Raw genomic sequence first — 12,546 nt, 5'->3', positions numbered from 1 at the left:
ACCTCTTGAGGAGATTATTTCTTCGGCAAGTCAGGTTTTTCAGCCAGTTTCTGTTCCAGATAGTGAATGTTGGTGCCGCCTTCTATGAAGCGTGCGTCAACCATCAATTCACGATGCAGAGGGATGTTGGTGAGAATGCCTTCCACCACCATTTCAGACAAGGCGATTTGCATGCGCTTGATTGCCTGCTCACGCGTCGCACCGTAAGAAATCACTTTCCCTACCATTGAATCGTAATTCGGCGGGACGTAGTAACCAGCATACGCATGCGAGTCGACACGTATACCAGGGCCGCCCGGTGCATGCCAGGAAATGATTTTGCCTGGCGATGGGGTGAACTTGAACGGGTCTTCTGCGTTGATACGGCATTCGATGGAATGGCCGTTCAGGACGATGTCGCGTTGGCGATAACGCAGCTTTTCGCCAGCAGCGATACGGATCTGTTCTTGCACGATGTCGATACCGGTAATCATTTCTGTAACCGGATGTTCAACTTGCACGCGGGTGTTCATTTCGATGAAATAGAATTCGCCGTTTTCGTACAGGAATTCAAACGTGCCAGCGCCGCGATAACCCATTTTGCGGCAGGCTTCTGCGCAACGATCGCCGATGCGTTCGATGGTTTTACGTGGAATGCCTGGTGCTGGTGCTTCCTCCAGTACTTTTTGGTGGCGGCGCTGCATCGAGCAATCGCGCTCACCGAGCCACACTGCGTTCTTGTGTTCATCGGCCAGAATCTGGATTTCCACGTGACGCGGATTTTCCAGATACTTCTCCATATAGACTTCCGGATTGCCGAATGCAGCACCGGCTTCCGTTTTTGTCATGGTGACGGCATTTAACAATGCCGCTTCCGTGTGTACAACGCGCATGCCACGCCCACCACCACCGCCCGCAGCCTTGATGATGACTGGATAGCCGACTTGGCGCGCGATCTGAATGATGGATTTGGTATCTTCCGGCAATGCACCTTCCGAGCCGGGAACGCATGGCACACCTGCCTTGATCATTGCCTGTTTGGCTGACACTTTGTCGCCCATCATGCGAATCGATTCGGAACGAGGGCCTATGAAAACAAAGCCTGATTGTTCTACGCGTTCTGCAAAATCGGCGTTTTCAGATAAAAAGCCATAGCCTGGATGAATCGCTTCTGCATCGGTGACTTCTGCGGCACTGATGATCGCAGGCATGTTCAGATAGCTGAGTGCGGAGGGTGCAGGGCCGATGCAGACAGATTCGTCTGCCAGCTTGACGTATTTGGCGTCGCGGTCTGCCTCGGAATGGACGACCACGGTTTTGATGCCCATTTCTCGGCATGCGCGCTGGATACGTAGCGCGATTTCACCGCGATTGGCAATGAGAATTTTTTCAAACATAGTGGGAACGGGACTCGTCGTTATAAGGATGGAATCAAATCAGCCAGCTTCAAAGCGGGAGCGGCAATGTGCCCAAGCTCCCAGACTTCAAGCTTAGCCGATGATGAACAACGGCTGACCGAACTCAACTGGCTGACCGTTTTCGACCAGGATTTCCTTGATAACGCCGGAAGCGTCCGCATCGATTTCATTCAACAGCTTCATCGCTTCGATAATGCAGAGGGTGTCGCCTTCTTTAACTACCGAGCCGACTTCGACGAACGCTGGCGAGCCTGGTGCGGAAGAACGATAGAAGCTGCCAACCATAGGTGATTTGACGACATGACCAGATGGGACTGCCACAACTGGTGCTGCAGCGGCGGCCGGTGCGGCAGCAACTGGTGCTGCTGCCGGGGCGTACTGCTGGCCACCTTGCGGCTGCATCATGACAACCTGGTTTTGCGGGATTGGGGATGACTTGACGATGCGAACTTTGCTTTCACCTTCGGTGACTTCCAGTTCTGCGATATCAGATTCTGCGACCAAATCAATCAGGGTCTTGAGCTTGCGTAAATCCATGTGAAATTCCTTGGAAATTTTAGTTTTTATGATTAAAGATGCGGGCAATTATAAGGCATTTGCCTGAAAATGGGAGAAATTAGAGCTTTTTGAGTGCGAAGGCGATGGCGGCTGTGTAGCCGTCAACACCCAAGCCGCAGATCACGCCGACGGCGATGCCGGACAGATAGGAATGGTGGCGAAAAGTCTCGCGCTGATGAATATTGGATACGTGTACTTCCACGAATGGCAATGCTACCCCAGCCAATGCGTCGCGCAATGATACGCTGCTATGCGTCAGCCCGCCCGGATTGATGACGATAGCGTCTATGCCTTCTTGCTTCGCCGCCTGAATGCGGTCTATCAGTGCACCTTCATGATTGCTCTGAAACGCAGTCAGTTTAGCGCCAACCAAGCTGGCTTGCGCCATGGCGGCGCGTTCGACATCGGCCAAAGTGGTCGAGCCATAGACTTCAGGCTCGCGTGAACCGAGCAGGTTCAGGTTGGGACCGTTCAATAAAAGAATGTTTTTTGCCATGGAGATGCAACTCCGTTTGACGACGATGGCCGCATTTTGCCGCTAAATGACCATGGTTGGCAAGGACAAATCCTGCTCCGGACTAAAGAGCTTGGATATCGCTGCGCAACTGATCCATCTTCAATCGGCCGAGGTATGTCTTTTTGATATCGCCTTGGGGGCCTATGATCACGGTAAATGGCAGGCCGCCGGTTTGATTGCCGAACTGCCGGGAAAGCTCGGTGCCCGTCATTCCTGCTATATAAAGCGGGTAAGTGATTTTATATTTGGCGGCAAACTCGCGAATATTGCTAGGGGAGTCGATGCCTACTCCCAGTATCTGGATGCCTTTCGGTGCCAGTTCCGTTTGCAGCGCGGTGAGCTCGGGCATTTCTTCTACACAGGGCGCACACCAGGTGGCCCAAAAATTAACGATGAGCGTTTTGCCCTGCCATTGCGAGAGTTTGTGTATCTTGCCATCGGCATCCGCCATTTCCTGCGCAAACAGGGAGGATACTGCAGCGGATTCAGGTTCAGCCGGCATGTGATGTTGGGAGCCGAAATACATGCCTATCCCTGCAAACAGTAAGGCTATTGCGCCAACCAGAAATGCATTTCGCTTCATTTTTGTTTGCTTTCTAATATGAGTGTACGTACAAATTCAATATCGGCGCGTTCCTGCCGCCCCGAACCAGATTTCTTTACGGCGCCGCGCAGATCGTCGGTTTCGTAGAGCGCAAGATGCACGCCCTCTTGCTGCCACATGAAGCTCAACGTTTCTACCGGTTCACTGCGGCCTTTAAAATGACTGGATTCCGACACCTCGAAATCGATACGTTTGTTCAGCAGGTAGATTTCGACATCTTTCGGGCTGTCAGCGAACAATTGCAGATGAATGTCTGAATGTTCGCCGGCTGTGCCATTGAGCACCGCTCCGGTCAGATGCGGCTGGAAAGGGGCCAGTTCTGCCATCAAGCGCACCGCCAGCGTACGCAAATGCAGTAGTCGCGCGGGCTGCGTGTCGCCAAAGAAGAGTTCGTTATAGAGACGCACTTCATCTTCCAGCATCGCATTGTCAGGCAGGATATCGCCGCGCACTTTGTTGTTGCCAAGTATCTGTTTGGCAGCTTTGCGCTTGGCAGTGCCGTAGTCGACGCCATCTTCAGCAATCATGCGGGCGGCGGCTATCGCGATTTCGGCGCGCAAGGTTTCGGCGTCGGAGGGTGGGTGAGTTGACATGCGCGAATGATACTCCCGCCGACAGTAGGCCGTCGTCAGGTAAAATCTCGTTATTCCAATCCGAAATTGTACAATGCATATCCACATACTTGGCGTTTGCGGCACCTTCATGGGTGGTTTGGCAGTGTTGGCCAAAGCCGCCGGCCACACGGTTACCGGTTGTGACGCCAACGTCTATCCGCCTATGAGTACACAGCTCGAAGCGCAAGGCATCAAGCTGATTGAAGGCTTCGGTCCTGAACAAATCAGCCTGAACCCTGACTTATACGTGATCGGCAATGTCGTCTCGCGTGGCAATCCCTTGATGGAAGAAATTCTCAATCGCGGTCTCCCGTACACCTCAGGGCCGCAGTGGATAGGCGAACATATCTTGCAAGGTAAGTGGGTGCTCGCCGTCGCTGGAACACATGGCAAAACCACGACTTCGTCGATGCTGGCCTGGATACTGGAAGATGCAGGCTACGATCCCGGATTTTTGATTGGCGGCGTGCCAATGAACTTCGGTATTTCGGCGCGGCTGTCCGGCAGCGGCAAGGAATCGTCATTCTTCGTGATCGAAGCGGATGAATATGACACGGCGTTTTTCGACAAGCGCAGCAAGTTTGTTCATTACCGCGCGAAAACCGCGATTCTCAATAATCTGGAATTCGATCATGCCGATATTTTTCCTGATCTGGCGGCGATCGAAACCCAATTCCACCATTTGGTGCGCACGGTTCCCGGCATCGGCCGTGTCGTTGCGAATGCGCGCGAAGCATCCTTGCACCGCGTCATCAAGCGCGGTTGCTGGAGCGAGACTGAATGGTTTGGTACTGAAGAGCAAAACGGCTGGGCCATCACCACGCATGACGACGGCAACTTTGACGTCTTCTTCAACGGTGAAAAACAGGGTACGGTGAACTGGGCGTTGACCGGTGAGCATAACCGCATGAATGCGCTGGCGGCTATCGCCGCCGCGCGCCATGTCGGCGTGGTATCGGCGCAAGCCATCGCCTCTTTGAGCCAGTTTGAAAACGTCAAGCGCCGTATGGAATTGCGCGGTGTTGTAAACGATATTGCAGTCTATGACGACTTTGCGCATCATCCGACCGCAATCGCCACCACAGTTGCGGGCTTGCGTAAGAAAGTCGGCAAGTCGCGCATCCTGGCAGTGCTGGAGCCGCGCTCGAATACGATGAAACTCGGCACCATGAAGGAAGCGTTGCCCGGCAGTTTGGTGGATGCCGATCTGGTATTTGGTTACGGTGCCAGCGGGAATGGCAAGGATGCGCTGGGTTGGGATTTGGGTGAAGCGCTCGCGCCGCTCGGCAACAAAGGCCAGGCTTTCAATGACTTGAATGCGCTGGTAGCAAGCATCGCAAAAAGTGCACAAGCCGGCGACCAGATCTTGGTCATGAGCAATGGCGGTTTCGGCGGTGTACATCAAAAAATCCTGGATGCACTGGCACCATGATTTTGTATTTGCACGGTTTTCGTTCTTCACCGCAATCGGCCAAAACCAGCTTGCTGGCGGCACACATGCAGGCGCTTGGGCGGGGAGACGAATATCTGTGTCCGCAACTGCCTGCATCGCCGCGTGCGGCGGTGGAGCTGGTACTGGATATCGCCAGCGAAGTTAATCCAGCGAAACTGACGCTGATCGGTTCATCGCTGGGTGGATATTACGCAACTTATGTCGCGGAGAAGTTGGGCTGTCGTGCCGTTTTGCTCAACCCTGCGGTATTTGCTGCACGCGATCTCGCCACACAAGTTGGTGTCAAAACGCAATATCACACGAACGAGCCATTTGAATTCAAGGCCGCGTATATTGACGAATTGAAGGCGCTGGCAGTCGATCGCATCACGCATCCGGAACGTTATTTCTTGATGGCCGCCACTGGTGACGAACTGCTCGATAGCCGTGAAATGGTGGCGCACTTCGCCAGCGCCAGACAACACATTATTGACGGCAGTGATCACGGCATTTCGGATTTCGCCGAATACGCGGGTGAAGTATTGGCATTCTGTGGAGTCGATGCTGGAGCTGTGCAGTGAGTCGATTGATCCGTCGCACCAAGAATTACTCGCGCTCTCGCTCTTTGTTGCAGACACAATGGTTTTCGCATGTGAATGGCTTGCACGCTTCGCCGCAAATGTGCAGGTGGTTGACCGACTCGATGTCGTTGACGAAAAAATTGATCGCGCGTTGTGAGTGTTTTCGCGTACAGCGTTTGGCGCAACGGCATGCACTGGTACTGGCCGATGAATTTGCAGAAATTGCTTTGCCGCGTCGCGTGCAAGTGCAGGAACGCGAAGTGTTGTTGCGTTGCGATGAAAAGCCTGTGGTGTATGCGCATACGATAGTGCCGTTGTCCGCAACTGCATCCGACTGGCCATTCTTCGGCCGGCTGGGTGAGCGCTCGCTGGGCACCACTTTGTTCGGTGATCCACGTGTGGCGCGTGGTGAGTTGCAATATGCGCGCTTGCATGCACAGCATCCGCTGGTATTGCGTGCGGCAACAGCTTTGGGTGTTGTTTTGCAAGGCCCGTTGTTTGCACGTCGCTGTTTGTATAAACGTGGAAATGGATTGTTGCTGGTAACCGAAGTTTTTTTGCCTGAGATAGAGAGAATCCGGCAACGTCCGCGTGATTGATTTGTATTTATATAGCGCTCAACAAATTAAGTAATCGACTCCGATAGCGAGATCGATCTGCAAGTGAACCTGTTCCAAGAACACATTAATTAGCAAAGTATTGAATGAATCTATTTTTTGATGAATCCGGTGACTTCAAGGCCGGCGTCTCGATGTCGCAGCAGGGCGAGGCATATCAGGTTGAAATGCCTTCGGGCAAGCGCACCAAGGTGCGTGCTAAAGATGTGTTGCTGCAATTTGCAGCACCGGCTCCGGCTGAATTCATGACGGATGCGCAAGCGATTGCTGCTGAGATTGATTTGGATTTTTTGTGGGAAGTGGCGGGTCAGGACGAGTTTGGTTTTGCTGAATTGGGTACGGAATATTTCGGTCACGCACCCAAGCCGCATGAAGCCGCCGGTTTGATTTTGCGCCTGCATGCCGCACCGGTTTATTTTTATAAAAAAGGTAAGGGGCGCTACAAGGCAGCTCCGGAAGCGTCGTTGAAAGCCGCGCTGGCCGGGATCGAAAAGAAGCGCCTGCAAGGTTTGGTGCAAGCGCAGTATGTGGAAGAGTTGAAGGCGCATACATTGCCGGATGCGATGCGTCCGCTGGTTTTGCAATTACTGTTCAAGCCTGACAAAAATTCCATTGAATACAAGGCACTGGATACGGCGTGCAGCGAAATGCAGATTGCGCCACAGCGTTTGATGCTGGCTGTGGGCGGCATCAAGTCGGCCAAGGAATTGCACTTCTCAAAATTCCTGTTTGATTCTTTCCCTAAAGGGATAGGATTTCCAGAAATTAAAATTCCTGCGATGCCCGATTTGCCGGTCGCTGATGTGCAGGCATTCTCCATCGATGATGTCACCACGACGGAAATCGATGATGCGATGTCGGTCACACGTCTGCAAGACGGTAAAGTCAAAATTGGTATTCACATCGCTGCGCCGGCGCTGGGCATCAAGCGCGATGACGCGATCGATGCGATTGCGCGTCAGCGTTTATCCACCGTCTATATGCCGGGCGACAAAATTACGATGTTGCCGGACGAGTTGGTCGATGCCTTCACGCTGGCCGAAGGCAAGGTTTGTCCTGCACTTTCCTTATATGTGACGTTTGACTCCAGTGACTGGTCCATCATTTCGACCGAGACTAAAGCGGAAGGCGTGCCAATTGCCGCCAATCTTCGCCATAACGATCTGGACGAATACGTCACCGAAGAAAATCTGGCGAACGATGTGGGCGATTATCCGCACAAGGAAGATCTATCACTGTTGTGGAAGCTGGTGCAGGTTCTGGAACAAGGCCGCATGGCCAAGCGTGAAAGCTTTGGTTTGCGGCCGGAGCAAAACAATCGTATCGATTTCAACTTCTATGTGGAAGATGACATCGTCTCGATACAACGTCGCAAGCGCGGTGCTCCGCTCGATAAAATCGTTGCCGAGTTGATGATTCTTGCCAATAGCAGTTGGGGTAAATTCCTGCATGAACATGGCGTTCCAGGCATTTATCGTGCGCAAGGCGGCGGTTCCGGTAACGGTTGGGCGGCCAAGATGCAAGTGCGCATGCAGACGCATGCCGCGCCGCATCAGGGTTTGGGTGTTGATCAATATGCGTGGAGCACATCACCTTTGCGCCGCTACACGGATTTGGTCAATCAATGGCAAATCCTGGCGTGCGTCGAACACGGCGTGACAGCACCGCTGGTCGCACCATTCAAGCAACGGGATGCAGACTTGTTCGCGATTGTTTCAGCGTTTGATGCCGCTTATAGCGCATATGCTGCGTTCCAGTCTGATATGGAGCGTTACTGGTGTTTGCGCTGGCTGAGTCAGGAAAAATCAAGGGAACAAAGTCAGGAAGACAATCTGAAAGTCGAAGCAACGGTATTGAAGGAAGAAATCCTGCGCCTGACCGATATTCCGCTGGTGATCAAATTGCCTGGCATGCCGCAAGTTGCGCGTGGTTCGCAAGTCAGACTGGATCTGCTGCGCTGGGATGAAGTGGACCTGACGATAGAAGCACGTCTGCTGGATATTACGCGGGATGCGGGCAGGACGCCTGCCGGCGAAATGGATGAAGAGCTGGACGAGCCGGTTGATGACCTGACCGAGGATTTGCTGGAAGGAGATGCGGAACCGGTGCCGGATGAGCAGGCCGCTGCTGCTGTGACGGAAGAGCCGACGGCGATTGCATCGACGATCGCGCCGGAATAGGTGATGGAAACTTCATCAAATTCGGCTTGGGTTTGTCGTAGAATTCATCCCTTTAATGATTATTGTCAGCCCTTGCACGCGTGAAGTCATTTTTCCAGAATCGCATACTCGCCATCGCCGTCACGTTTTCCGTGCTGGCGCATGCGGCTTTGCTGGCGGTACGTTTCACCGCGCCGGAGGCATTCAAGTTCAAGCCTACCGATCCCGGCCTGGAAGTGATTCTGGTGAATGCCAAGCACGACAAGCAACCATTGAAGGCGGATGCACTGGCGCAAGCCAATCTGGATGGCGGCGGCAATGCAGACGCCGGACGCGCCAAATCACCGTTGCCAGATTTACGCAAGAGCGAAGATGGCGAAAGCGCCAAGGCCTCGCGCCGCAAGGTGGAAGAACTGGAGCGCCAGCAACAAAAATTGCTCGCCCAGCTGGAAAAGAAAACCTCTTTCCGCACTCCACAAGTCACCGATGTAGAGCCGCTCAAGGATGTACTGCCGCAACGCAATGCGGTCGACATGCTGGATAGCGCGCGGGCACTGTTACGCAGGGAGGCAGAAATCTCGCGCAATATCGAGGATTACAATAAACGCCCAAAGAAAACCCAGGTCACGCCGAGCACACGCGAAGTCGGATACGCGGCCTATTACAAAGCGTTTCAGGACCGCATAGAAAAATACGGCACGCTGAACTTTCCGCAAAAAGATGGCAAGAAGTTATATGGCAATCTGGTGCTTTATATTCCTATTTTTCAGGATGGCACGATATACATGAAGGAGGGTGGACCGCGCATTGAACACTCGTCCGGCGATCCTATACTGGACCAGGCGGCATTGAGTATTGTGCGGCGCTCGGTGCCATTCGGTAAATTTCCAGACAATATGCGTACGACGGGTAAAGATGACGTGTGGGAAATCATTACGCGCTTCAGTTTCACTCGCGACGATGCGTTGCAAACAGAAACACGAGGCCAATAAGTGAGCGCGATTTCGACGACAGCGGCCAAGACCGAAACGGATCAATATGCAGTGATCGGCAATCCGATCGAACATAGCAAATCCCCGGAAATTCACGCGCGATTTGCTGCGCAAACACAGCAAAATCTGCAATACGATCGCTTGCCGGCTCCGCTGGACGGCTTTCTTGCGACGGTACAAGGTTTCGTCCGCAGTGGCGGCAAGGGTTTGAATGTGACCGTGCCATTCAAGCTGGAGGCGTATGCGTTGGCGACGACCTTGACCGAGCGAGCGCGCGCTGCCGGTGCCGTGAATACCTTGAAATTTGATGGTGGCAACATGCTCGGCGATAACACCGATGGCGTGGGATTGGTCACGGATATCGTGCGCAATGCGGGCATCGCCATTGCGAACAAATCGGTGCTGTTGCTGGGCGCGGGTGGTGCTGCACGTGGCGTGATCCTGCCTTTGCTGGGCGAACAGCCAGCGAGATTGGTTGTGGCGAATCGCACGCATGCCAAGGCGCTGGATCTGGCGCGCCGATTCTCAGCTCAGCCGCGGCTCAAGGTCTGCGAATTGGCCGAGCTGGAGGATACGTTCGATATCGTGATCAATGCCACAGCAGCAAGTCTGGCATCGGAAGTGCCGCCTATTTCGCCGCGCGTATTTGGCGCGCAAACCTTGGCCTACGACATGATGTATGGCAAAGAACCGACCGCTTTCATGCGCTTTGCCAAGCAGCATGGTGCCATCGCGCGCGATGGTCTCGGCATGCTGGTTGAACAGGCCGCTGAATCGTTTTATCTATGGCGCGGTGTACGGCCGGAAACTGCTGCCGTATTTGCAGAATTGCGCGAGCGGCTCTGATTGTTGGCGCATTACTTTTATTCCAACTTAACGCGCTAAACGCTTCAACTTGAACGTATAAAAATGAAAATCATGCGCAAGCTGTTGTTCTGGCTGATCCTCGTGCCAGTTTTATTGATTTTGCTGGTACAGCTGTATTTCTTTTTGCAGATTGGCTGGTGGGTCAATCACAATCCTGATTCGACCAGCTTCATGCGGCAACAACTGTCGACACTGCAAGAAAAAAATCCGAATGCGCAGCTCAAGCAAAAATGGGTGCCATACAAACGTATCTCAAATAACTTGAAGCGCGCGATTATTGCATCGGAGGATTCGAATTTTTCCGGTCATGAAGGCATAGACTGGGAGGCGCTGGAAAAGGCCTACGAAAAAAATATCAAAAAAGGCAAAGTCGTTGCGGGCGGCTCGACCATCACGCAGCAACTGGCAAAAAACCTGTTCCTGTCCGGTGATCGCAGCTATATACGCAAGGGGCAGGAATTAATCATTACCTATATGCTCGAATTCTGGATGGACAAGGAACGCATCTTTGAAATTTATCTGAATGTCGTTGAATGGGGCGTCGGGATTTTTGGGGCGGAAGCTGCGGCCCAACATTATTACGGCACATCGGCCGCGCAATTGAACGCGGAACAGGCTGCGCGCCTTGCTGTGATGCTGCCTAATCCTCGTTACTACGATACGCATCGCGGTACCGGCTATCTGGGGCGTCGCACGGATTTGATTTTGCGTCGCATGAATGGCGCGGCTTTACCCTGAATTCCTTGAATATTCCCAAGTACGAGGATCAATCACTGGATTGATCGTCGATTCATTGAGCGATTGTCAACGATACCGTTCGGATAGCGTTCATATCGGCAGACTAGCGATTCCCTGCATGATGCAGTGATAAAAATCGAGGCGGCCAGCTTGCTAGCCTTTCGACTTATCAGTACACTTGCGCTGTTTTCGTTTCCGGAGACCCGTCTTGGGTAGTCCTTATTTAAGTTGTTCGCCGTTTTTGACGGTCCATCTGCGAGATAGCGCTTAACGCTAACGCTCCATAGCGCCTCTCGCCGATTCGGTGAGTGGTCGCGTCCAGGCCTGTTGATTCTATTTAATGGCCGCGTTCCCTCAAAATTAAATGCACTGCAGAGTTGATTCTGCAGGACGAGTTGTGTGTTTCATCAGCGCTGGTTGGTGTCTCTAACGCGACTGGGAGAGCTTATGATTAACGTATTTGTATTGCAGAACGGTCGCCTGAATCAGGTCAACATCGATAGTCGCGCCGACCTGGAAAATGCCACGCCGGTATGGGTTGATTTGACTGACCCGAATGAAGATGAGCGCGACTGGGTCAAGGGCATCTACGGCGTAACCTTGCCGGGTGAAGATGACGTCAAGGATATAGAAGCATCGGCGCGTTATTACGAAGCGGAAAACGGCGACTTGCATTTGCGTACCGATTTCCTGCTGGAAGAAGATGACGGTCCGTCGAGTGTCGTGACGGTGGCGTTCATCCTCGCCAGGGATATGCTGTTTTCTGTGCACTCAGACGACTTGCCAATTTTCCGCCTGGTGCGCATGCGCGCCCGTTCACGGCCGGGATCGATCAACGATTACAAAGACGTCTTGCTGGACCTGTATGCAACGGATGCCGAGTATTCGGCGGATGCGCTGGAAGGCGTGTATCAAAGTCTGGAAGAAGTCAGCAGAAGCGTCCTGCAAAAGGAAATCACCGATCAGGATGCCGCAACCGCGCTGAACGCGATGGCACATGAAGAAGATTTGAACGGACGCATACGTCGCAACATGATGGATACGCGACGTGCTGTCAGTTTTCTGATGCGGGGGCGTTTGTTGAATGCGGAGCAGTTCGACGAAGCTCGTCAGATCATGCGCGACATCGAATCGCTGGACGGTCACACCGCCTTCCTGTTCGACAAGATCAACTTCCTGATGGATGCGACGGTTGGTTTCATTAACATTAACCAGAATAAAATCATCAAGATATTCTCGGTTGCGAGCGTGGCACTCTTGCCGCCGACGCTGATCGCCAGCGTGTATGGTATGAATCTTCAGTTCTTCCCCGAGCTGGAATTTTTCGGGAAATACAGTTATGCCTATACCATGGGCTTGATGATAGCCAGCGCAGTTGGCCCCATGCTGTATTTCCGCAAGCGAGGCTGGTTGCGGTAAAGCCCTGCGACAGAAAATTTGAGGAATAAAAAAGCGCCGATCAACGGCGCT

13 protein-coding genes are annotated in these 12,546 nt (G+C 53.0%); 8 read left to right on the top strand and 5 right to left on the bottom strand.

What is annotated here, in order from left to right:
• Nucleotides 1-14: 14 nt before the first annotated feature.
• The 5 genes from accC to ACFQO0_RS12055 form a co-directional block, all read right to left on the bottom strand.
• The gene (gene accC, locus ACFQO0_RS12075; protein ID WP_382234955.1) at nt 15-1,376 is read right to left on the bottom strand and encodes an acetyl-CoA carboxylase biotin carboxylase subunit; all 1,362 of its coding nucleotides are present in this window, start codon (nt 1,374-1,376) and stop codon (nt 15-17) included.
• A gap of 93 nt (nt 1,377-1,469) precedes the next feature.
• Nucleotides 1,470-1,934, bottom strand: a complete 465-nt coding sequence (gene accB, locus ACFQO0_RS12070; protein WP_382234953.1) for an acetyl-CoA carboxylase biotin carboxyl carrier protein — start codon at nt 1,932-1,934, stop codon at nt 1,470-1,472.
• A 79-nt stretch (nt 1,935-2,013) separates the two neighbouring features.
• Complete coding sequence (gene aroQ, locus ACFQO0_RS12065) at nt 2,014-2,451, bottom strand: type II 3-dehydroquinate dehydratase (protein ID WP_382234951.1); 438 nt, start codon at nt 2,449-2,451, stop codon at nt 2,014-2,016.
• 82 nt (nt 2,452-2,533) lie between these two features.
• The gene (locus ACFQO0_RS12060) at nt 2,534-3,055 is read right to left on the bottom strand and encodes a TlpA disulfide reductase family protein (protein ID WP_382234949.1); all 522 of its coding nucleotides are present in this window, start codon (nt 3,053-3,055) and stop codon (nt 2,534-2,536) included.
• On the bottom strand, nt 3,052-3,669 hold the full coding sequence (locus tag ACFQO0_RS12055) for a hypothetical protein (protein ID WP_382234948.1): 618 nt from the start codon (nt 3,667-3,669) through the stop codon (nt 3,052-3,054). The genes ACFQO0_RS12060 and ACFQO0_RS12055 overlap by 4 nt, the downstream gene beginning before the upstream one ends.
• Before the next feature lie 73 nt (nt 3,670-3,742).
• Here ACFQO0_RS12055 and mpl point away from each other — a divergent pair, with 73 nt between their 5' ends.
• From mpl to corA, 8 genes are all read left to right on the top strand, one after another.
• The gene (gene mpl, locus ACFQO0_RS12050; RefSeq protein ID WP_382234946.1) at nt 3,743-5,122 is read left to right on the top strand and encodes a UDP-N-acetylmuramate:L-alanyl-gamma-D-glutamyl-meso-diaminopimelate ligase; all 1,380 of its coding nucleotides are present in this window, start codon (nt 3,743-3,745) and stop codon (nt 5,120-5,122) included.
• Nucleotides 5,119-5,703, top strand: a complete 585-nt coding sequence (locus tag ACFQO0_RS12045) for a YqiA/YcfP family alpha/beta fold hydrolase (protein WP_382234944.1) — start codon at nt 5,119-5,121, stop codon at nt 5,701-5,703. Before mpl ends, ACFQO0_RS12045 begins: the two co-directional genes overlap by 4 nt.
• Nucleotides 5,700-6,302 carry a chorismate--pyruvate lyase family protein gene (locus tag ACFQO0_RS12040; protein ID WP_382234942.1) on the top strand — a complete coding sequence of 201 codons (603 nt, stop codon included), beginning with the start codon at nt 5,700-5,702 and terminating at the stop codon, nt 6,300-6,302. The genes ACFQO0_RS12045 and ACFQO0_RS12040 overlap by 4 nt, the downstream gene beginning before the upstream one ends.
• Before the next feature lie 104 nt (nt 6,303-6,406).
• Nucleotides 6,407-8,500, top strand: a complete 2,094-nt coding sequence (locus ACFQO0_RS12035) for a ribonuclease catalytic domain-containing protein (protein ID WP_382234940.1) — start codon at nt 6,407-6,409, stop codon at nt 8,498-8,500.
• 80 nt (nt 8,501-8,580) lie between these two features.
• Nucleotides 8,581-9,471, top strand: a complete 891-nt coding sequence (locus ACFQO0_RS12030; RefSeq protein ID WP_382234938.1) for a TonB C-terminal domain-containing protein — start codon at nt 8,581-8,583, stop codon at nt 9,469-9,471.
• Entirely contained in the window at nt 9,472-10,317 is an 846-nt protein-coding gene (aroE, locus tag ACFQO0_RS12025) for a shikimate dehydrogenase (RefSeq protein ID WP_382234936.1), read from the top strand.
• A gap of 63 nt (nt 10,318-10,380) precedes the next feature.
• Complete coding sequence (gene mtgA, locus ACFQO0_RS12020) at nt 10,381-11,076, top strand: monofunctional biosynthetic peptidoglycan transglycosylase (RefSeq protein WP_382234934.1); 696 nt, start codon at nt 10,381-10,383, stop codon at nt 11,074-11,076.
• Nucleotides 11,077-11,523: 447 nt separating this feature from the next.
• Nucleotides 11,524-12,495 (top strand): magnesium/cobalt transporter CorA, encoded by a 972-nt coding sequence (corA, locus tag ACFQO0_RS12015; protein WP_382234932.1) that lies wholly within the window; start codon nt 11,524-11,526, stop codon nt 12,493-12,495.
• The last annotated feature ends 51 nt before the right edge of the window (nt 12,496-12,546 follow it).

Source organism: Herminiimonas aquatilis (genome assembly GCF_042665175.1).
GTDB lineage: Bacteria > Pseudomonadota > Gammaproteobacteria > Burkholderiales > Burkholderiaceae_D > Oxalicibacterium > Oxalicibacterium aquatilis.
Note: the sequence above shows the minus strand (reverse complement) of the source record. Positions and strands in the feature narration are given on the sequence as shown.

Bases quoted from the DNA above. Each gene is read 5' to 3' on its own strand.
- ACFQO0_RS12045 (WP_382234944.1), top strand. From the start codon at position 5,119: ATGATTTTGTATTTGCACGGTTTTCGTTCTTCACCGCAATCGGCCAAA.
- mtgA (WP_382234934.1), top strand. From the start codon at position 10,381: ATGAAAATCATGCGCAAGCTGTTGTTCTGGCTGATCCTCGTGCCAGTT.
- mpl (WP_382234946.1), top strand. From the start codon at position 3,743: ATGCATATCCACATACTTGGCGTTTGCGGCACCTTCATGGGTGGTTTG.
- ACFQO0_RS12035 (WP_382234940.1), top strand. From the start codon at position 6,407: ATGAATCTATTTTTTGATGAATCCGGTGACTTCAAGGCCGGCGTCTCG.
- accB (WP_382234953.1), bottom strand. From the start codon at position 1,934: ATGGATTTACGCAAGCTCAAGACCCTGATTGATTTGGTCGCAGAATCT.
- accC (WP_382234955.1), bottom strand. From the start codon at position 1,376: ATGTTTGAAAAAATTCTCATTGCCAATCGCGGTGAAATCGCGCTACGT.
- aroQ (WP_382234951.1), bottom strand. From the start codon at position 2,451: ATGGCAAAAAACATTCTTTTATTGAACGGTCCCAACCTGAACCTGCTC.
- corA (WP_382234932.1), top strand. From the start codon at position 11,524: ATGATTAACGTATTTGTATTGCAGAACGGTCGCCTGAATCAGGTCAAC.
- ACFQO0_RS12060 (WP_382234949.1), bottom strand. From the start codon at position 3,055: ATGAAGCGAAATGCATTTCTGGTTGGCGCAATAGCCTTACTGTTTGCA.
- ACFQO0_RS12055 (WP_382234948.1), bottom strand. From the start codon at position 3,669: ATGTCAACTCACCCACCCTCCGACGCCGAAACCTTGCGCGCCGAAATC.